Origin of the sequence: Proteus columbae (genome assembly GCF_002777965.1) — a bacterium.
GTDB lineage: Bacteria > Pseudomonadota > Gammaproteobacteria > Enterobacterales > Enterobacteriaceae > Proteus > Proteus columbae.
Window position 1 is genome coordinate 63,018 of record NZ_NGVR01000028.1, and the last position, 21,377, is coordinate 84,394.

At 37.8% G+C, this 21,377-nt stretch carries 20 protein-coding genes and 1 pseudogene; 9 read left to right on the forward strand and 12 right to left on the reverse strand.

The features are described 5' to 3' along the window. The first annotated feature begins 134 nt into the window (after positions 1–134). From ftsY to CBE70_RS14785, 5 genes are all read left to right on the forward strand, one after another. The gene (gene ftsY, locus CBE70_RS14765; RefSeq protein WP_100159919.1) at positions 135–1,919 is read left to right on the forward strand and encodes a signal recognition particle-docking protein FtsY; all 1,785 of its coding nucleotides are present in this window, start codon (positions 135–137) and stop codon (positions 1,917–1,919) included. Positions 1,920–1,924: 5 nt separating this feature from the next. Continuing rightward, entirely contained in the window at positions 1,925–2,590 is a 666-nt protein-coding gene (gene ftsE / locus CBE70_RS14770) for a cell division ATP-binding protein FtsE (protein ID WP_023583735.1), read from the forward strand. Beyond that, positions 2,583–3,560 (forward strand): permease-like cell division protein FtsX, encoded by a 978-nt coding sequence (ftsX, locus tag CBE70_RS14775; RefSeq protein ID WP_100159920.1) that lies wholly within the window; start codon positions 2,583–2,585, stop codon positions 3,558–3,560. Before ftsE ends, ftsX begins: the two co-directional genes overlap by 8 nt. A gap of 367 nt (positions 3,561–3,927) precedes the next feature. Then, entirely contained in the window at positions 3,928–4,782 is an 855-nt protein-coding gene (rpoH, locus tag CBE70_RS14780; protein WP_023583733.1) for an RNA polymerase sigma factor RpoH, read from the forward strand. A 95-nt stretch (positions 4,783–4,877) separates the two neighbouring features. Next, complete coding sequence (locus CBE70_RS14785; RefSeq protein WP_100159921.1) at positions 4,878–6,017, forward strand: glycerate kinase; 1,140 nt, start codon at positions 4,878–4,880, stop codon at positions 6,015–6,017. Positions 6,018–6,222: 205 nt separating this feature from the next. Here CBE70_RS14785 and panM read toward each other — a convergent pair whose 3' ends face one another. Next, the gene (gene panM / locus CBE70_RS14790) at positions 6,223–6,633 is read right to left on the reverse strand and encodes an aspartate 1-decarboxylase autocleavage activator PanM (RefSeq protein ID WP_100159922.1); all 411 of its coding nucleotides are present in this window, start codon (positions 6,631–6,633) and stop codon (positions 6,223–6,225) included. Between the two features lie 11 nt (positions 6,634–6,644). Further along, positions 6,645–7,832, reverse strand: coding sequence for an MFS transporter (locus CBE70_RS14795; protein ID WP_100159923.1), 1,188 nt, complete (start codon positions 7,830–7,832; stop codon positions 6,645–6,647). A gap of 114 nt (positions 7,833–7,946) precedes the next feature. Between CBE70_RS14795 and CBE70_RS14800 the strand changes: the two genes are divergently transcribed. Further along, positions 7,947–8,414, forward strand: coding sequence for a MarR family winged helix-turn-helix transcriptional regulator (locus CBE70_RS14800; protein ID WP_100159924.1), 468 nt, complete (start codon positions 7,947–7,949; stop codon positions 8,412–8,414). A 55-nt stretch (positions 8,415–8,469) separates the two neighbouring features. Here CBE70_RS14800 and loiP read toward each other — a convergent pair whose 3' ends face one another. The 5 genes from loiP to ugpB form a co-directional block, all read right to left on the reverse strand. After that, positions 8,470–9,222 (reverse strand): metalloprotease LoiP, encoded by a 753-nt coding sequence (gene loiP, locus CBE70_RS14805; RefSeq protein WP_100159925.1) that lies wholly within the window; start codon positions 9,220–9,222, stop codon positions 8,470–8,472. A gap of 501 nt (positions 9,223–9,723) precedes the next feature. Beyond that, entirely contained in the window at positions 9,724–10,824 is a 1,101-nt protein-coding gene (locus CBE70_RS14810) for a sn-glycerol-3-phosphate import ATP-binding protein UgpC (protein WP_100159926.1), read from the reverse strand. A gap of 1 nt (position 10,825) precedes the next feature. After that, positions 10,826–11,674, reverse strand: a complete 849-nt coding sequence (ugpE, locus tag CBE70_RS14815) for a sn-glycerol-3-phosphate ABC transporter permease UgpE (protein ID WP_100159927.1) — start codon at positions 11,672–11,674, stop codon at positions 10,826–10,828. Next, entirely contained in the window at positions 11,674–12,558 is an 885-nt protein-coding gene (gene ugpA / locus CBE70_RS14820; RefSeq protein ID WP_100159928.1) for a sn-glycerol-3-phosphate ABC transporter permease UgpA, read from the reverse strand. Before ugpA ends, ugpE begins: the two co-directional genes overlap by 1 nt. Positions 12,559–12,620: 62 nt before the next feature. After that, positions 12,621–13,928, reverse strand: a complete 1,308-nt coding sequence (gene ugpB, locus CBE70_RS14825; protein WP_100159929.1) for a sn-glycerol-3-phosphate ABC transporter substrate-binding protein UgpB — start codon at positions 13,926–13,928, stop codon at positions 12,621–12,623. 174 nt (positions 13,929–14,102) lie between these two features. Between ugpB and CBE70_RS14830 the strand changes: the two genes are divergently transcribed. Both CBE70_RS14830 and CBE70_RS14835 read left to right on the forward strand, forming a co-directional pair. After that, positions 14,103–14,837 carry a glycerophosphoryl diester phosphodiesterase gene (locus CBE70_RS14830; protein WP_100159930.1) on the forward strand — a complete coding sequence of 245 codons (735 nt, stop codon included), beginning with the start codon at positions 14,103–14,105 and terminating at the stop codon, positions 14,835–14,837. 323 nt (positions 14,838–15,160) lie between these two features. Continuing rightward, positions 15,161–16,108, forward strand: coding sequence for a carbamate kinase family protein (locus tag CBE70_RS14835; protein ID WP_100159931.1), 948 nt, complete (start codon positions 15,161–15,163; stop codon positions 16,106–16,108). Between the two features lie 182 nt (positions 16,109–16,290). On the opposite strand, the pseudogene CBE70_RS14840 reads toward CBE70_RS14835, so the two are convergent. From CBE70_RS14840 to CBE70_RS14850, 3 genes and pseudogenes are all read right to left on the reverse strand, one after another. After that, positions 16,291–16,542 (reverse strand): annotated as a pseudogene (locus CBE70_RS14840) (MFS transporter); the annotation flags it as partial. 225 nt (positions 16,543–16,767) lie between these two features. After that, the gene (locus tag CBE70_RS14845; protein WP_100159932.1) at positions 16,768–18,006 is read right to left on the reverse strand and encodes a hypothetical protein; all 1,239 of its coding nucleotides are present in this window, start codon (positions 18,004–18,006) and stop codon (positions 16,768–16,770) included. Between the two features lie 340 nt (positions 18,007–18,346). Next, a complete protein-coding gene (locus CBE70_RS14850) occupies positions 18,347–19,102 on the reverse strand; it encodes a hypothetical protein (RefSeq protein WP_100159933.1) in 756 nt (251 codons plus the stop codon). 140 nt (positions 19,103–19,242) lie between these two features. Between CBE70_RS14850 and CBE70_RS14855 the strand changes: the two genes are divergently transcribed. After that, entirely contained in the window at positions 19,243–19,770 is a 528-nt protein-coding gene (locus CBE70_RS14855) for an SMI1/KNR4 family protein (protein WP_100159934.1), read from the forward strand. A 4-nt stretch (positions 19,771–19,774) separates the two neighbouring features. Here the strand turns inward: CBE70_RS14855 and CBE70_RS14860 are convergent, their stop codons facing one another. Together CBE70_RS14860 and CBE70_RS14865 are read right to left on the reverse strand one after the other, a co-directional pair. After that, positions 19,775–20,527: a DUF3307 domain-containing protein gene (locus CBE70_RS14860; RefSeq protein ID WP_100159935.1), complete on the reverse strand. Its 753-nt coding sequence runs from the start codon at positions 20,525–20,527 to the stop codon at positions 19,775–19,777. 1 nt (position 20,528) lies between these two features. Continuing rightward, positions 20,529–21,161, reverse strand: a complete 633-nt coding sequence (locus CBE70_RS14865) for a hypothetical protein (protein ID WP_100159936.1) — start codon at positions 21,159–21,161, stop codon at positions 20,529–20,531. Between the last annotated feature and the right edge of the window lie 216 nt (positions 21,162–21,377).

Here is a 21,377-nt window from a genome sequence, read left to right on the forward strand (position 1 = left end):
TTAATCCGCAATAATTTACCATAAAATTCGTATAAAAGATGCGTTTATCCATGATCAAATGATAGACTTCATTATTATTTTCAATATCGTCAATGTATTCGCGCCATGATTTAGTGCGAGGAGTTTAGTAGCTAATGGCAAAAGAAAAAAAAGGTTTTTTCTCGTGGCTCGGTTTTGGGCGTAACAAAGAAGAAAATATTGAGCAAGAGAAAGAACAACAACGCTTAGAAGAAGAGCGTTTAGGACAAGAACGTTTGGCAAAAGAGGCGCAAGAAGAAGCGGCTCGCCAAGCGCAATTAGAAGCAGAACAAGAACGTTTAGAAGCAGAGCGCCAAGAAGCGCAACGTGTTGTGCAAGATAGATTGGAACAAGAAGCTGAAAAACAACGTTTAGAACAAGAAAAAGCCCAGCGCCAAGCAGAAATAGAGGCGGAGCAAGCGCGTTTAGAGGCAGAGCATGCAGAACAAGCACGACTGGCTCAAGAAGCCGAAGCACAACGTTTAGCGCAAGAAGAAGCCCAGCGCCAAGCGGAGCTAAAAGCGGAACAAGAACGTTTAGAAGCACAACGTCAAGAAGCAGTACGTTTAGAACAAGAACGACTGGCTCAAGAAGCCGAAGCACAACGTTTAGCGCAAGAAGAAGCCCAGCGCCAAGCGGAGCTAAAAGCGGAACAAGAACGTTTAGAAGCACAACGTCAAGAAGCAGTACGTTTAGAACAAGAACGACTGGCTCAAGAAGCCGAAGCTCAACGCCTTGCGCAAGAAGAAGCCCAGCGCCAAGCGGAGCTAAAAGCGGAACAAGCGCGTTTAGAAGAAGCGCAACGCCAAGAAGCGGCGAGTTTAGAACAAGAGCGTTTGGCTCAAGAAGCCGAAGCTCAACGTTTAGCGCAAGAAGAGGAAAACGAACGTCTCGCTATTGCGCAAGCGGAAGCGGAAGATATTGAATCTTTACGCGAAGAAGTATTGGCAGATAAAGTTGTTGAACAAGAGAAACCTAAGAAAGAAGGTTTTTTTAGCCGACTGAAAAAAGGTTTACTGAAAACTCGCCAGAACTTAGGTTCAGGGTTCCTTGGTCTATTTCGTGGTAAGAAAATTGATGATGAGCTTTTTGAAGAGTTAGAAGAACAACTCTTAATTGCTGATGTGGGTATGGAAACCACCACTAAAATTATCACTAGCCTGACCAAACACGCCACTCATAAAGATCTTAAAGATGCTGAAGCACTTTACGGAAAATTACGTGAAGAGATGGGCGATATTTTAAGTAAAGTTGATAAGCCATTAAATATTGAAGGTAAAAAACCTTTTGTTATTTTAATGGTTGGTGTTAACGGTGTTGGTAAAACAACCACAATCGGAAAATTAGCGCGACAATACCAAGCTGAAGGTAAATCTGTCATGTTAGCTGCGGGTGATACATTCCGAGCGGCGGCTGTTGAACAGTTACAAGTTTGGGGTGAGCGCAATAATATCCCTGTTGTGGCACAACATACTGGCGCTGATCCTGCATCTGTTATTTTTGATGCAATTCAATCAGCTCAAGCAAAAGGTGTCGATGTTCTTATTGCTGATACCGCAGGACGGTTGCAGAATAAATCCCATTTAATGGAAGAGCTGAAAAAAATCGTTCGTGTTATGAAGAAATTAGACGAAGAAGCACCACACGAAGTGATGCTGACGTTAGATGCAAGTACCGGACAAAATGCAGTTAGTCAGGCAAAACTCTTTAATGAAACAGTTGGGCTAACTGGCTTAACATTGACTAAACTCGATGGTACAGCAAAAGGGGGCGTTATCTTCTCTATTGCTGATCAGTTTAGTATTCCTATCCGTTATATCGGGGTAGGTGAAGGTATTGAAGATCTACGTCCGTTTAAGGCCGACGATTTTATTGAGGCTCTGTTTGCCCGCGAGGAGTAGTTTTAATGATCCGCTTCGAACACGTCAGCAAGGCTTATTTAGGTGGAAGACAAGCATTACAGGGGGTTGATTTTCATCTTCGCCCTGGTGAAATGGCTTTTTTAACGGGTCACTCTGGCGCCGGTAAAAGTACATTGCTTAAGTTAATTTGTGGAATAGAACGCCCAAGTGATGGCGCTATTTGGTTTGCTGGTCATGATATCAGTAGACTAAAAAATAGTGAGATCCCTTTTTTGCGTCGTCAAATTGGGATGATCTTCCAAGATCACCACTTATTGATGGACAGAACGGTTTATGACAATGTTTCTCTTCCCCTGATTATTGCTGGCGCGAGTGAAGAGGATATTCGGAGAAGAGTTTCAGCCGCTTTAGATAAAGTAGGGCTATTAGATAAAGCCAAAAATTACCCTATTCAACTTTCTGGCGGTGAACAACAGCGTGTCGGTATTGCGCGCGCTGTTGTGAATAAACCGACGGTTTTACTCGCAGATGAACCAACAGGTAACCTTGATGGTGAGCTTTCAGAAGGTATCATGCGCCTTTTTGAAGAGTTCAACCGTGTTGGTGTCACAGTGTTAATGGCGACGCACGATATGTCTCTGATAGAACGCAGAAACTATCGCATTCTTACATTAGGGCAAGGCAGAATGGTGGGAGGACAAAATGGCTAAAGCAAAAAGTTCCCGTAAATCAATGCCAACGCCAGGTGCAAAAACCAAGGCGCTAAAAGGGGGAAGACGAGAACAGTGGCGCTATGCATGGCGTAACACAATGGCTGATTTTTTACGCCAACCGCTCTCCTCTTTTTTAACGGTAATGGTTGTCGCTATCTCTCTCACCTTGCCTAGTATCTTTTATATTGTCTGGAAGAATGTCTCAACTGCGGCAGAACAATGGTATCCAACACCACAATTAACGGTTTATCTTGATAAATCTCTTGATGATTCATTAGCTGAAGCCACGATCAAAAAAATAGAAGCCTTAGAAAAAGTCGAAGATGTTAACTATCTGTCACGACAAGATTCGCTAGTGGAATTTCGTTCTTGGGCTGGCTTTAGTAGTGCGTTAGATATGTTAGAAGAGAATCCATTACCTGCGGTTGCAATTGTGACACCCGTTATGGAGCCTAGCGATCAACAATTAATGGTGAATTTACGTGATACCGTGGCGAAAATACCCGGTGTTGACGAAGTAAGAATGGATGATAGCTGGTTTACTCGGCTTTCAACGTTAACTTCATTAGTCGGGCAAATCGCTTTGGTGATTGGTACACTGATGGTTGTTGCCCTGTTATTGGTGATTGGTAACAGTGTACGCCTCAATATTTTCAGTCGCCGTGACACTATTAATGTGATGAAGCTAATTGGTGCAACCGACGGTTTTATTATGCGTCCTTTCCTTAATTGGGGATTGATCCTCGGCTTTATTGGTGCTGTATTTGCTCTGATCTTTTCAGCTTTACTGGTGTGGAAACTCTCTGATGTGGTGACTCAAGCCGCAACTGTGTTTGGGACTTCATTTTCCATTTCAGGACTGGGTTTTGATGAATCCATCATTCTTATTCTAGTTGCTATGACAATTGGCTGGCTTGCTGCATGGTTGACGACAATGCAGCATTTGCGTCAATTCACACCGGAATAATGAATTAGAGCGTTTTTATACTTATCCTCTAAATAATGAGAAGATATTTTTTTTATCAAGCTGGGTTACGTTAATATCGTCACCCAGCCATTTTATCAACGCCCCGTCTCTGGCATAATAATGCACTCACTCTTTTCTACGATAAGGCAACAGTCATATTTGCTTCTGTGATAGAAAAGTACAAAGATATGTAAACATAGATGCGAGATGAACCTTTAGTCTTTATGCTGGTCAAATAGTCGTTATGATAAAAACACATCGTGAAAAACCTTAACTGACTTCCTATTTAAGCTATATTTAAAAGGCTCATCTACTTTCCCTTACAGCGATAATTTTAATTATTTATTTGATTTTCATGAGGATTTGAATGACAAAAGAAATGCAATCCTTAGCATTGGTTCCGCAAGGCAGCATCGAAGCGTATATACGTGCAGCCAATTCCTATCCGATGTTAACCGCAGAGGAAGAAAAGGAACTCGCTGAACGGCTGCATTACGATGGTGACTTGGATGCAGCAAGAACGCTTATCCTTTCACATCTGCGCTTCGTTATTCATGTTGCTCGCAGCTATTCAGGTTATGGCTTACCACAAGCTGATCTTATCCAAGAAGGTAATATTGGTTTGATGAAAGCGGTTCGTCGTTTTAACCCAGAAGTGGGTGTTCGACTTGTCTCTTTTGCGGTGCATTGGATCAAAGCTGAAATTCACGAATATGTGCTACGCAACTGGCGTATCGTGAAAGTCGCAACCACAAAATCACAACGTAAACTATTTTTTAATCTGCGAAAAAATAAAAAGCGTTTAGGGTGGTTTAATCAAGACGAAGTAGAGCTTGTTGCAAGAGAATTAGGTGTATCAGAAAGTGATGTCCGAGAAATGGAATCACGAATGTCAGCACAAGATATGGCATTTGATATGACCGCTGATGATAGTGATGACTCACATCCTATTGCTCCTGTACTCTTCTTAGAAGATAAGTCTTCTGACTTTGCCGACGGCATTGAAGAAGATAACTGGGATAATCATGCAACAGATAAACTGACGTCAGCAATTGAAACTCTTGATGAACGTAGCCAAGATATTATTCGTGCTCGTTGGTTAGATGATGATAACAAATCGACATTGCAAGACTTGGCGACAAAATACGGTGTTTCTGCCGAGCGTGTTCGTCAATTAGAAAAAAATGCGATGAAGAAATTGCGTTTAGCGATTGAAGATTAATCACATTTCAAACTAAGCACACGCTCCCATAAAGTAGAGTATGTTATAAAAGCGATATGAAAATATCGCTTTTTTTATGACTTGGAGAAAAGAACGTGAAAATAGTTATCGCCCCTGATTCTTTTAAAGAAAGTTTAAGTGCGAAAGAAGTTGCTATGGCAATAAAACAGGGTTTTTCACGTTATTTACCCAATGCGCAATATTGTTGCATTCCCATGGCAGATGGTGGTGAAGGAACGGTGACATCGCTGGTGGATGCAACACAAGGCCGTTTTATCTCGACACAAGTATGTTCGCCTTTAGGTAAACAAGTGACCGCAACTTGGGGACTTTTAGGTGATAACACCACGGCTGTGATTGAAATGGCACAAGCTTCTGGTCTTCATCTTATTCCTTCATCTCAACGTGATCCCAATTTAACGACCAGTTATGGTACGGGTGAATTAATTAATGCCGCACTAGAAATGGGTGTTAAAAAAATTATTTTAGGATTAGGTGGAAGTGCCACTAATGATGCTGGTGCAGGAATGATGCAAGCACTCGGTCTTGGCCTTAAAGATAAGTTTGGTACATCTTTGCCCTTTGGTGGACTCTCATTAGCTCAACTTTACTCTGTTGATATCACGAAGCTTAATCCTAAGCTAAAACATGTTGAAATTGAGATTGCTTGCGATGTCACTAATCCATTGTGTGGCGAAAAAGGAGCATCCGCTATTTTTGGCCCCCAAAAAGGAGCGACCAAAGACGATATTGCGCAACTTGATAATGCATTACACCATTTTGGTACTTATCTTGAGAAAATGACGCAACGCAGTCTTATCCATATTGCAGGAAGTGGTGCGGCGGGAGGATTGGCTCTGCCTTTGCTTGCATTTACGCAAGCAACACTTTCGCAAGGTGTCGAATTGGTAGCAAAAGCTGTTGAATTAGAAAGACATCTTGCGGATGCGGATTTAGTCATAACGGGTGAAGGGAGAATGGATAGCCAATCGGCACAAGGTAAAACACCGACAGGCGTTGCTAAATTGGCAAAAAAATACCACCTTCCTGTGATTGCGTTAGTCGGTGGTTATTTACCGGATTACGATGTTGTGCATCAGCAGGGTATTGATGCCGTTTTCTCTATTGTACCGGGTGTTTCTACACTGGCTGATGCACTTCATCATGCGCAAAGGAATCTTAGTGAGACAGCTTATAATGTGGCGAGGCTTTACTCGTCATACTTCAAGTCGTAGCGTTGTTGACTGCGTTCATTCGCACTAGTCACATACTTATGTATGCTCCTAGCGACTCATTCATTTGTCGCCTAGCTACACCTTGAATTATTTAGAGTAAGAACATTATGAATTATTTAGAGTAAGCACATTATGAATTATTTAGAGTAAGAACATAATGAATTATTTAGAGTAAGCACATTATGAATTGTTTAGAGTAAGAACATTATGGATTATTTAGGATATAGAGATCAGATTGTGGTGATGGACTAAATTGATGGTGTATTAAAAAAGCATGCGCAATATCATACCCATTTTCTTCGGCGGATAGGCTTATTGCTTGCCAATGGGTAATATCAGGATATGCAGATAAACATTGTGTCAGTAAATAATGCCCAACACCGCGACGGCGTGTTACTTCTCTGACCATAAAATCGGTGATAACAGCTTTCTTATCCGATAATTTAACCCAGCAAGCGGCTAATAATCGTTCATTAAATCTTGCCACAAAGAGGACATTCTCGTTATTGATCTCGTTTTTTAAGGCTGATTGATAACGAATATCTTGCCAAATTTTACCTAGATCAATACGGTCTTGTGCTGAAGGCTGTGTCAGTTTTTCAATGGTCAGTTTCATTAAATATCCTGTTAGTTTGCAGTGTGTCTTTTTTCTTTTAATGATGACATTAAGGTCTTAATGGTGAAACACAATGCCAAACTCGTGAAGATCACACAAGAATAAAAGACATACTCATAGTGATTGTCAGTCACGAAATAGACCGAAATCATAGGGCCTGCCGCCATGCCACAATAACGAATAAAGTTATAAACTCCCATTGCCGTGGCTCTTGTTGAACTAAAATAACCTGCCAATAATGTGGTATGTGTTGGCATGGTTAATCCTAAAGAAAGCCCATATAACACGGTTAAGCCAAGCATGATAGGTAATGAGAGTTGCCAAAAGAGCGCAAATAATGTCAGCATAATCAGGTTAATGCCAGAGGTAATAATCACACCATATTCCGCACTAAATAGGTGGCAAATTCTACGGTAAAGATAGCTACCTAAGATAAGCGCAATCGACATAGGTATATATAATCCACCTATTTCAGTGCTGTTAAGCTGATAGAGATGAAAGGCTATTAAGGGTAAGAACACTAATAGACAAAAATAGTTATAAAACACCATAAAACTCATAACAAATACAGATTTACCCGCAGGAGCCATAAGCACTTGTCGCATTGCGGACACGCTTTTAAAGGCTTCTTTCTGTTCTGGACGTGTTTCAGGTAAATAAAAGAGATGAGTAATAACTAATATGACACCGACAACGGCCAAGAAAATAAAAATGCCTTGATATTGATAATGTTGAGCTAAATATCCACCTAATAAAGGGCCACAGGCAGGGGCTAACGCTAATAACATTTGATACGATCCCATCGCTTTAGCGCGCTCGTTTCCTTGATAAAGATCGCCAATAATAGTTGCTGCAACCACGGGAATAGCCGCAATACCGACAGCTTGGATCACACGCCAAAAAATCAATACGCCAATAGAATCAGACCAAACACAACCCAAAGCACCCACAGTTGAAATGGCTAACCCACTGAGCAAAATAGGTTTTCTTCCCCATTTATCAATCAATGAGCCGTAAAATAGTTGCATAACAGCCATAGCAAAAGTAAATGCAGATACCGTTAAATTAACCAATGATAACGTGGTATTAAATAGCTGCTGGATCAAGGGAAGTACAGGGGTATAGATATTTTGTGCCAAAGAGCCTAGTAGTGCGCTAAAACAAATGAGATAAAACAGACTGCGGATTGATAATTTCATTATATTGCCTTCGTTATTTTGTTTCCATAGAAACAAAATAGATAATAGCGATATTTTGATTGTTGTAAATACTTTTGATACTATTTTTAAAAATATTTTTTCCAAGGAAACAAAATGGCAAAAGAGAATGTGACAACACAAGACTTGTTAAAAGGGTTAAGTGATTTTTTGCATCTTAAAGATGAACGAGCTGATAGCGATCATAAAAAAGTATTAGAAGAGAATGGGTTAGATAATTATTCACTTACAGAACTGCATGTGATCCATTGTATTGGTGAAGAGAGTATGAGAAATCTCACAACCATCAGTGAATATATGTCTATGACTCGAGGCGCAGTTTCAAAAATATGCAGTCGATTACAAAAGAAAGGTGCGATCGAAAAAATAAAATTGGCGGGCAATCAAAAAGAGATCTTTTTTATCTTAACAACTGAGGGGGAGCGTCTTTTTCATGCGCATGAGGTGTTGCATCAACAATCTCAAGCAAAATGGTCTGCATTATTTGAACAATATGATCAGAGTGAAAAACAAGCGATCCAACGTTTTTTGGCTGATGTGACAAACAGTTTTCGCCAGTCGTAAAAAGGGTAAACCTGAAAATAAAACCCCCATATCATGGGATATAGGGGCAAGATAATTATTTCTTATCTTCAGCAATGCGATTACGGATATTATCTGCACGCTCTTTTGATGGTGGATGAGAGTCAAACATACTTGAATCACCGCCACCTAATTTAGCTAATTTCTCAAAACCTGTGACTAAACCTGCGGTGCTTACCCCACGTTTTTTCAGCAGATCATAAGAGAAGTTATCCGCTTCTGATTCTTGGTGTTGAGAGAATTGAGCATTAACCAGTTTTTCTCCCATTTCAGCTAACTGAGAGCTGCTTAATTGCGCAGCTACACCACCAGCAGATGCTGCCGCTGTACGTGCTGCAACTGTTGCGTGAGCAACTTGAATGGCTTTACGAGTATGACCTAGAGCAACGTGGCCCATTTCATGACCTAAGACGCCTTCAACTTCGTTATCTGTCATCATGTCCATTAAGCCGCTATAAACACGTACACAGCCGTTAGCCATTGCCCACGCATTTACATCTTTGGTCATATAAACTTTGTAGTTTACTGGCGTGCCATTAACTTCATTACCTAACGCTTTAGCGATATTATTTAAACGTTTAGTGTAGGTGCTATTTGCAGGTGCAACTTTATTTTGAGCATCCATCTCTTTACAAGCATCATTCGTTAGCGCTTTGATATCATCGTCGCTTAATGTCGCTGCTTGAAAAAGTTGGGTTCCTGATTTGGTCAGCATATCTGTATTGAGGTTTTGACAACCAGAGAGTAGTGCTGCTGATACCATCACTGTAGCAAGTAATTTAATTTTCATTTTTTAATTAAGTCCTTTTCTGCTTGGCAGTTTATATAATTGCAGATCAAATTCGAGCAGAAGAATAGCAGTGCTTATCTATCGGTGCAATATAGGCATTTTATGTGAGAAATATTATCTCAATATATATTTTTCTCTTTTTTCAGCATAAGTGTATTATTTTCTCTTTTCTTAATCGAGCGTAATACAAATGGAGAAATATATTTAACTTCTTTAAATTTAAGCGAATTAATTGATAATTTAATCTTGGGTGAAGTAAGTTTTATTAGTATGAATATTATATGAATCATTTAATTACACTTACTTTAAGTGTGAGCGAGGCTGCTTTGTATTTATTTGGAATAATATCAAAGGAACGCTGTTTTTAGATGTGGGTTTTATTTGTTTAATTCTGACAAATTTTATATTTTTAATATTTATTGCTTAGTGATAAATAAATAGCGACGTTTAAAACATCGCTATTCAGATTAAACTGAAAATGAATAAAATGATATCAAAGCCTTATGAAACCATTAATTCACTGATGAGCATAAAAGGGCGATTAATACGTTTCCCTGATTGTTCATTAAAGAAATGAAGATTTTCTGGGTGAATGGTAAGGCCGACTTTACTACCAATTTTCACACCATGATCGTTTGGTGCACGAATAACGAGAGGTTGTTTCTGCTTATCGCAAGTCGTGGCATAAATTAAAACATCGGCACCGAGTGCTTCAATAAACTCAACATCAACATGAAAAAGAGGATGTTGATGGCTAATCATTAAATGTTCAGGACGTAAACCCAACTTAATGGCTTGATAAGGAAAATGCTGAGATGAAGTAGCAATATGTCCATCAGCGATTTCAATCACACCATGATTAATTGGAACATCTAAGATATTCATTGCCGGCGAGCCCATAAAAGTTGCCACAAACACGGAAGCTGGTCTTTCATAAATATCTAACGGTGTACCTACTTGCTCTATATTTCCTTGATTTAAAACTACCAGTTTATCGGCTAATGTCATTGCTTCTACCTGATCGTGCGTCACATAAATCGAGGTTGTGGAGAGTTTTCGTTGTAATTTTTTGATCTCCAGGCGCATCTGAACCCGTAATTTAGCATCAAGGTTAGAAAGTGGCTCATCAAATAAAAAGACTTTAGGATCACGAACAATGGCTCTTCCCATTGCGACACGTTGACGTTGTCCACCTGAAAGTTCTTTGGGTTTTCTATCAAGTAAATGGCTGATTTCCAGCAGTTGGGCGGCGTTTGTTACGAGTTCTTCAATTTTGGCTTTTGGTGTTTTTCGATTACGTAAGCCATATGCCATATTATTATAAACTGACATATGAGGATAAAGGGCATAGTTTTGAAACACCATGGCAATATCACGTTCACTAGGTTCATGCTCATTAACCCGTAAATTATCAATAAACAAATCACCTTGTGTAATGGTTTCTAACCCTGCAATCATTCGTAGTAAAGTTGATTTACCACAACCGCTTGGGCCAACTAGCACCACCATTTCACCTTGCTCAATAGAAAGGTTTAATTTCGAAATAGCTTGATGACCATTTGGGTAACACTTTTCTAAATTTGTGAGAGTGACAGTTGTCATGTTATTTCTCCGTATCAATAAAGCCTTTAACGAAGGCTCTTTGCATCAAAATGACAATAAGGACGGGAGGCAACATTGCAATTAATGTGGTCGCCATGATCTTATTCCATTCAACGACACCATCAGAAACTGCAACCATCTGTTTAATACCCATCACAATGGTGTAGTAGTGAGTATCTGTTGTAATCAGCATTGGCCAAAGGTATTGGTTCCAGCCATAAATAAAAGTGATAACAAATAGGGCGGCGATATTAGTGCGAGAAAGAGGAAGTAAGATAGTGAAAAAGAACTTAATAGGATCTGCACCATCAATTTTAGCGGCTTCAATTAATTCAGGAGTAATGGTAAGAAAAAATTGGCGAAATAAAAAAGTGGCAGTGGCGCTGGCAATTAATGGAATGGTTAAACCTGCATAAGAGTTCAACATATTGAGGTTAGTGACCACCTCAAATGTAGGCATAATGCGGACTTCAACAGGTAACATTAACGTAAAAAAGATAATCCAAAAGGCGAGCATTCTTCCCGGAAAGCGAAAGAAAACGACGGCGTAGGCTGATAAAATAGAGATTGTTAATTTCCCTATGGTGATCACTAACGCCATAATCAATGAATTCAATAACATACTGTTAATTGAGATAGCGCTATTTTGCGTGGTGCCTGCCTGTGAAAATATCGATTTGAAAATATTAATGCCTTCAGTACCAAACCAAAGAGGAGAGCCTGTAGCAAATTCGGTGTTTTGATGTGTTGTTGCCACAAGTGCAATCCAGACAGGGAACGCAACAGAAAGTATGCCGACAATAAGAATAAAGTGGCAGAAAGCATGAAATAAAGGTCTACGTTCAACCATCAGTAAGCCACCTTTTTCTCAACATAACGAAATTGAATAATGGTTAATATCGCGACAATAAACATCAAAATAACGGATTGCGCGGCGGAAGAGCCTAAATCTAATCCCACAAACCCATCGTTATAGACCTTATAAACCAGTGTTGATGTACTACTACCGGGGCCACCTTGCGTCATCGCGTGGATAATGGCGAATGTATCAAAAAAGGCATAAGCAAAATTAACCACAAGTAAGAAAAAGGTTGTGGGAGAAATTAAAGGAAAACTGATAGTAATAAAGCGCTTAATAGGACCACTACCATCGATGGCCGCCGCTTCTAATAAGGACTTAGGTACAGATTGCAAGGCGGCGAGGAAAAACAGAAAGTTATAACTCACTTGTTTCCATGTCGCCGTTAAAATCACCATCCACATAGCGTGATGTGTATTAAGTACGGGATCCCAATGAATGCCTATTTTCTTTAATTGTTGGCTTAATACGCCAATTGTGGGATCAAGCATAAATAGCCAAAGAAAACCCGCAATAACGGGCGCAATGGCATAGGGTGAAATTAAAATGGTGCGATAAAAAAGTTTACCTCGCAAAATTTGCTCGGCAATGCCTGCCAAAACAAGTGCTGATAACATAGATAAAAATACGACACTGGTACTGAAAATAAGCGTTGTAACCAAACTATCAAAGTAATAACGGTTGCTAAAAAGTCGCTGAAAATTTTCAAAACCAACAAATTCCCGACTAAGCCCAAATGCATCTTCTAACTGGAATGATTGAAAAAAAGCTTGCCCAGCAGGCACAATGAAAAAGATAAGCGTGATAGCTAATTGAGGAAAAATTAGCGCTAGAGGTAACCATTTTTGTTTAAAATAAATGGATTGAGAAGCCATACAATATCCAATAAATCGATAAAAACAGAAGGCGAGCTACTTTGCTCGCCTAATCTAAGTGACTATTGTTGAGTACGTTCAAAACGGCGTAGCTGATCATTTCCACGCGTAACCGCATTATCTAACGCAACTTGAGCACTCTGTTTTCCTGACCACACTTTTTCTAACTCTTCATCAATGATTTCTCGAGTTTGCAGGAAATTACCAAAGCGTAGTCCTTTTGAATTTGCGGTAGGCTCTGAGGTTGTCATTTGTAATATTGCAGTGTCAGCCCCTGGGTTTTTCTGATAAAAACCTTGCTGCTGTGTTAACGCATAAGCCGCTTTAGTTACTGGCAAATAACCTGTTGCTTGATGCCAATCGGCTTGAACTTCAGGGCTTGAAAGATAGGTGAAGAATTTGGCAACACCGTTATATTCGGCATCTGGGCGACCTGACATAACCCATAATGATGCTCCCCCAATAATGGTATTTGCTGGTTTTTGTACAAGAGTATCGTCGTAAGGCAATTGGCTAACACCAATATCAAGACCTTTCATATTCTCTTTAATACCAGCAAAACCCGCAGATGATTCCATCACCATGGCACATTCTTGGGTATAAAATAGAGGCATTGCATCCGATTGGCGTCCGCCATATTTGAAAATACCGGATTTCGACCAATCTGCCATTTGTTGAATATGAGCCACGAAAGGCGCTTTGTTAAATAGGAAGGTAGTATCAAACCCATCGAAACCGTTATTTTTTGTCGCAATAGGCAAATTATTGCGTGCACCAAAGTTTTCGATTTGTGTCCATGATTGCCATGTAGTGGTAAATCCACATTTAACACCAGAATTGAGCAATTTTTGAGATACTACTTCCATCTCTTTCCATGTCTTTGGTGGTTGTTCTACCCCAGCCTTTTTAAATAGCGTTTTGTTGTAGTAAAGCACCGGTGTTGAACTATTAAAAGGTAATGACATCATTTTGCCGTCGCTGGTGGTGTAATAACCCGTGACGGTTGATAAATAACTATTAGGATCAAAAGGTTCGTTGGTTTTTTCCATTAATTGGTAAACAGGAAAAACAGCTTTTTTAGCGCCCATCATACTGGCTGTACCCACTTCAAATACTTGCACAATAGCCGGTTGGTTTTTAGCGCGAAATGAAGCCACTGCACTAGTCATCGTTTCAGCGTAAGTACCTTTATAAACAGGCTTTATCTCATATTCAGATTGGCTGGCGTTAAAATCAGAGGCGATTTGATTTACTTTCTGACCGAGCGCACCTCCCATTGCATGCCACCATTCAATTTGTGTTTTTGCGTGTGTAGGAGAGGTAAATAACGCCATAACAACAGCAAGACCTGTTATTGATTTTATCGACATGCAGAATTTCCTTTTTAATCGAAAGTTAAAGGTGCAATCTAATCTGCGAATTACCCTAAATGTTGTTTATGACAAAAGGGTGACAATTAAATGAAGATATATTGATGGTATGACTGTCAAATTGCTGTCATAAATGGTTGTCATGATGTCGGCACAAATGAAAAGGAGAGAGAAATGAAGATAGCTGCTCACCGAGGTTTTTCTGGAAAAGCCCCTGAGAATACATTGGCTGCGTTTAAAATGGCGATTGATTTCGGGTGCGAATGGATTGAAACGGATGTGCAATTAACCGCGGATCATGTTCCTGTGCTTATTCATGATAAAACAGTTAATCGTTGCACAAATGGGCAAGGTGCTGTGCGTTTTCATACCTTAGATGATTTACATCGCCTTGATGCGGGAAGTTGGTTTAGTTCACTCTATCAAGGTGAGAAAATCCCGTCTTTAAGACAAGGATTGCAGCTAATTAAGCGCTCAGGAACAAAGCTCAATATTGAGCTGAAGACATGGCCTGATGACGATGTTGAGCGTTTATGTTTAGCGGTTTCTGACATGATAAAAAGTGCAGATATTCCGAATGAGCAAATTCTATTTTCCTCTTTTGATACGCATGCACTTATTGTGATGAAACGATACCTGCCTTTTATTCGCAGAGGCCAATTATGGGATGAGATCCCTGATAATGCGTTAGAAACACTAAAAGCGATTGATGGTTTTAGTGTGCATTGTAATTACAAATATCTTACACAAGAACAAGCACAATTGTTAAAACAAGCAGGCTATGAAATTTATTGTTATACCCCGAATGATCCTGAAGAAGTAAAAGATTTTGAGCAATGGGGTGTTGATATGTTGATTACTGATATGCCTGATGTCTATCAACCTGATGTTGACCAAATAGTAAAATGAAAAAGCACTAACAATCCCGCTGACTTGTATTGAATAAGGTGTTATTGATGTATTTGATGACGCCTTTTATCCTTTTCCTTTCGTATTCTATTTCCAGAAATTAAATAAGAGAAACGTTGAGTAATAGATGTTTTCTTTACATTCTCTGCTATTATCCTGCGCAATTAATGAATAGATATTGTTCAACACGATAATGTTTATCTCATTAAAAATAAAAATGGGGAAAATGATTAGCGAATATGGCGATCTTATCAACCCAACCTCTAAGAGTAGAGCTGCGTGATTTCTACTTTAATTGCCAATAATATAATTGAGAGTGAAATATGAAAGAACTCGTTGTTGTTGCCATTGGGGGCAACAGTATTATTAAAGACAATGCTAGCCAGTCTATCGCTCATCAAGAACAAGCAGTACAAGAGGTTGCAGCCCATATTAGTGATATGGTGGCTGAAGGATATAATATTGTTTTAACTCATGGTAACGGGCCACAAGTAGGGCTTGATTTACGTCGCGCTGAAGTAGCGCATGTGCAAGAAGGTTTACCATTAACACCATTAGCCAACTGTGTTGCAGATACACAAGGCGGTATTGGTTATTTAATACAACAAGCGTTAACGAATAAGCTTCGTGTTCAACAAAATAAACAAGCAATTACCCTTATCACACAGGTTGAAGTAGATAAAAACGATCCCAATTTTGTTTCTCCAACAAAACCTATTGGTGCATTTTTCTCTGCACAAGAGATGCTGCAATTAAAGCAAGAAAATCCTCAATGGCATTTTGTTGAAGACTCTGGTCGTGGTTATCGTCGTGTTGTTGCGTCTCCAACTCCACAACATGTTATTGAATCTAAAGCAATTAAGTCACTATCAGAATGCGGCTATGTCGTGATTGCAGTGGGCGGCGGTGGTATTCCAGTGATCAAAAATGAACATGGTAATTACCAAAGTGTTGATGCGGTTATTGATAAAGATCTGTCATCAACATTGCTCGCAAAAGAATTACATGCAGATATTCTTATCATTACCACTGGTGTTGAAAAAGTCTGTATTCATTTTGGCAAACCAGAACAAAAAGCATTGGGTGAAACGTCGGTTAAAGAAATGACACAATATATGCATGAAGGGCATTTTCCACCGGGCAGTATGCTTCCTAAAATTGAAGCCAGCCTCTCATTTTTAGCCGCGGGTGGAAAAAGAGTGATTATCACAACGCCAGAAAAACTGGCTTCGGCCTTAAAAGGCGAAACAGGAACGCATATCGTTGCTTAATCATTTCCATAAGTAGTATTCGATTATATTTATTAATAAGCGCCTTATTTGTAAAAAGTAAGGCGCTTATTTTGTGTGAGTCTTAAATATAGGGAGCTATTTAGTAGGATGATTTGCGGGATAGGCTTTTGCATAATGACGAGGATTTAATCGTGCAAATAATCCTATAGTCACAATCACTTCAACATTGCGACTAAAAGCCCTTTGCGAACTTGAATATAAGGCTGTAAAAAAGGAACGATTAACGCACCAATCCCCATTAAAAGCATAGGCAATAAAGTGAGTAATGAGACTTGGCTATAACTCATTCCTGTTGAGGTAATAATATTATCAATAACAGGACCAGGGCCAGTTAAGAAAGGGCGTAAATTTATCCCAACTAAAATAATAGTGAGGACAATCTGCCATGTTTTTTTTCTTGGTAAGGCAGTCATTGTAATTCCCTGACAAACATAAATATTGTCTATTGTATAGACAATGTCTGTATAAACAAATGGCTATGTTGGATATTTAAGTTTTTATGTACAGTGAATGATGGCGAGTTATCTGCATTATTAGGGCAGAGAATAAGGTATTTTTTTATTTAATAACAAAGTAAGGTAATGGACAGATTTAAAATTTGCTCATTACCTTAATAGAAGATGAAAGAATAATACTTATTATAAAAGGCAACTAAATTCACGAATAAGTTGCGCTATTTTCTCTGCGCCTTTATTCGATTGAGTCAGAGTGATCGTATATATTTCATTATTCTTATCTGTAATCACAATCTCTTTAGATATTTTTCCTTTTAAAATTACATTCTCGATATCATCATAACAAAGGTAAAAAGAGTCATACAATTTACTTAGAACGCAATAAATGCCTTCTTCTGTTAAGACAACACCATGATCCCCTTTACCAAAAACAGTTTCATCAAAATAATAGCGAATATCTTGCTTATTGAATAATGGTTCACCTAATACATGCATTGCTTTTTGGTAGAAGTGCGTTATTTTTTTATTATCTAAATCACTATGATGATAAAAATGTTGATCTTTATTTGTCTCAAATTCGGTAACTTTAGCAAGAGACATATAGGTTATTTCAGGTAACTCTTGTGAGGTGGTAGTTTGTTGTTTTGGGGTAAGGTTTCCTGCAACAGAGGCTGTAACTGCACCCGCTCCAGGTAATATTGAGGTAGTTGTCGTGGTGATTGTTCGGGATACTTCACGCGTGTAATTACTGACAATAGTGTCACCGCGTACATACCCAGAGACATTTTGAGTCACGCGAATAGGCGATGTAGTTGTACTGATCACGGTTCTAAAGGCCGAACGTACTGCTGAAACAATGGTAATAATTAATATGGCGATAAGTGGAGCAGAGATCCACATTAATGAGAGTTTAAACAGTTGATCTTTGGTTGATGATGCTTGTTTTTTCAAGCGGTTATTATAGTTAAATGCAACAACTACATAAATAAGCCCTGCGATTATGCGAGGAATATAATTGTCTTCATAGCGACTGGCTAAACGATCTATTAAAGGGTAAGCCAAACATGCATAGAGAATAATGCTAAAAACGGCTTCAGGGAAAAGACTTTTTATACTGTCTACCGCTTTGGCAATATTATAAATTATCCAACCAATAAGAATAATAGGACCAATAATGGGAATAATGCTGGCAACAATAATGATCAAAAAGCCTTTTAGTATTCCCCAAACAATCTCTGATGCATGCCCTTCAGAAATAAGAAAATAGAGGAAATATGCAATAGATGAAAACATGATAATAGGTAGCGTAAAGAATGAGAGTTCTGGTAAGAGAAAACTAGGAGCTCCTATTAATAACATGATATAAAAGCAAATATTTTTTGATTCATTATTGAAATAGTCAGTTTCCGAATTGTTGGACATTATAGTACCTAAGGAGAAGATAGTAATAGGATGTATAATACATGATATTGACTTTTAATAGATATAGTTTGATTGCGTATTTCACAATCTATGATTTAAATAGTAAATATCTAATATAAACAAAATATAATTTTTATTATTTGAAAAATAGAGATAATAAATAGCTTAAAAAGTATAAGAGAGTGTGGCGTAAGAATTGTTTGGTGTTAATAAGCATTTTTTTTCTATTTTATAAAACGATAATGTTCATTATAGTTAACTGATAAAGATAAACATTACCTATTATTAAAGAAATGTTTATCTAAATAGATCTTGATACTGATACTAAGAATAGATAATTTTACGGATAAGTTTTACCGATATAACTTAGCTTCCACTGTTTAATCTGACTTTGGGGATTAATTAATGCAAACTCATAATGCTCAAAATGAGAAAGTACCTTCTTAAACTCCAGTGCTGCTTTATCTAAATCCCACGATTTAGGGAAATAAAAGCCATCAAAAGGAATGTTTTCAAGTTGTGCACTGAATTGATGAATAAACTCATCAAACCCTGCATAAAAGAGTGCGATTTTTCCAGACCAATTAATGTGATAAGTATTATCTTGTTGACGTTGGAAGTGAATTTGATGATTTTTACATTCATCATGACCTAATAAATAAATACTGAAAGCTGGAACTTCTGCACTTTCTTCATCCTCATCTGTATCACTATTGATTTGAGGGGCAATATCAACAGTAAATTGATGAGTAATAAAGTTATCAAAATCGAACGGCGTATTTCCTGTACTAAGTAAAATACCTTGGTCGTCAGACCAATAAGTTGAGGAGAGCGTACAACAATGATAATTATCCCAAACAATGGGAGCTTGCCAGTGAGCTAGGCTGGTATATTCTTCATCATCTGATTCATCTTCGTCGATATCATCCAGATAGTCCTCACCCTCACTTAAATAGTAATCGGCACTTCTAAGATGAAGATCAAACCAAAGTTGACCATGTTTATCTAATCGACCTGACCAGACAAATTCTGTAATTTTATGAGATTTTGGATAAGCACTATCAATAAAAGTAATGGTACGTACTGGTGTGGTCATGGTTTATTTTCTTTTTAATATAGGTTTGTTTATTAGGATAATAGAGTGATAACTATCAGCATGGTTATGATAAAAGTGATACTCGCTCTAAAATACCATACATTACACGGTGTAATAGAACTCAAATAAGTGAGAAAGTGATGTTAACAGCATTAAATCAGCAACTACCTATTCCTTTTGCAATATATGAAAATGGAAAAGAAGAGATATGGCCATTAATTGATAACAAATATGCCTTTCCCAAAGATTATATTGCGTTTATTACGCAATATGGATCAGGTCGGGTAGCTGATTTTATAACGTTATTTAATCCCTTTAGCAAAAATGAGTACATTAATTTTTTCCAGCAAAAAGAGCAGATCCTTGAAGACTTCGGCTCATTAATCAATGATGATCCTAATTACTATCGTTTTGTTCTATATCCAAAATGTAATGGACTTTTACCCATTGGTGTTACTGATAATGGTGACACTCTTTTTTGGGTTGTTTTATCAGAAAATAGTGAGCTTTGGACAATGGCAATTATCCCCTCTAGAGGATCAGAGGTAGAATTTATTGCAGAGGATCTGACAGGATTTTTAGAGGGTGTTTTATCAAAACGAATACGTTGCCAATCATTCCCTGAGGGATTCCCATCAGAAAAAATAATATTTAGCCCAGAAGTTTGATGAGCTATTTTCCTATGGGAAGTTGGGTTACAAAAAAGGAAGTAGCAAGTCCAATAAAGATAGATATGCTAAAGCTAATCAGTGTACCTAACATGACATATTCTGTTAGCTTTTTATCTTGATCATTTTGTAATTCACCAAATCTAAATATTGATTTAGCTGCTAATAAAAAACCGATTGCTGCAAATTGATTCAAAAGAATAAAAGTTAAGATTAGGGTTCTTTCTAAATAACCAATAGATTGACCCGCAGAAACGAGAGTTGAGCCTTCTACTGCAACAGGTGTCCATTTCTTTAGTAACATATAAATAAGGCTAGAAATAGGCTTTAAAATAATGATGTAGGCAAGAACAACAATAAGATATTTATAGTTAACATTTTTAAAACTAAGATCATGGAATATTTGAGTATTCTGATCAACAAGCATTATCCATAAAAAGGTAATCACGAACAAATGAAGGGCTTGATCAGTAATAAACCATCTTAAAGAGTTATCAGTATAAGATTTACCAAGATCAAAAAAATAATGTGTTATTAATATAATTACACTGTAAATGAAAATAAAACTAAAACTTATCTCAGACATTAAAACTAGAATAATAAAGGTTATTCCAGCGTGCAGTAGTGAGTGTAAGTAAAGCTCTTTAGATTTGTAATGTAGAGCATTCCGCGCTTCTATCCATGCTTTAGGTTGTAAATAAAAATCAAAAGCAATATGAGCAATATAGAGAGAAATAAGAAGCGTAAAATTATACATATCAATAAGCCTTGTTAATTAAATAATTAAAGTATTGAATATATTCATCTATTAATTGGTAATGACAGGCATTCAATAATCGTGTGATATTACTTCTCGATTTTTTTAATTTATTAGCAATAGCATAATGAGATTTATCTTCATTAACCATATATTTAAGTAAAACTTGCGCTTGTGCTCGAGTTATTTCTTTAAGTTGTATATCTAAATATTTAGTCACTAAAGTAATGTTTTTTTGAAATTCTTTATCTGATGCAGATATTGTTAATATTTCACTTTTCATCTTATCCAATCCTTCGCCTGATAAGATAAAGGCTTCACCCGTTGATGTTCTAATATCATTACGTAATGAATTAATTTGACCGATACCAATACTTTGGCGAGCACTGATGCCTAGCTCTGACGTTTTCAATGCTAATTGAACGACAATAGCAACTTTAATGGCATCACAAGCATGTAAGCAAACAAGTTGGAAGGAGTCACCACGATATCTGTCATATTTAAGTGGTAGTTGTTCTGAGAGTAATTGAACCGTCTGCTCCAAGGTATAGAGCATAACATCATAGTTTTCAGGTGTGATGCTTCTAGAGTCTATGATATCACCTGTAATCACACTTACGATGTCTTTATTCATTAGCTTGCTCTTATCATTTTGTGAGAGAAATAGAATGAGTATAGTGATCTTTTGCTCAGTTATTTAATTGAAATACTAAAGAGAATGTTACTATATTTGGTAACATGGCTAGATGTTACCATATTTGGTAACTTAATAATTTATGTTATAGAGCAAGCATGAAAAATAAGCAACAAAAAAGCCTTTTCTGGAACCCAGAAAAGGCTTTTTATAAAA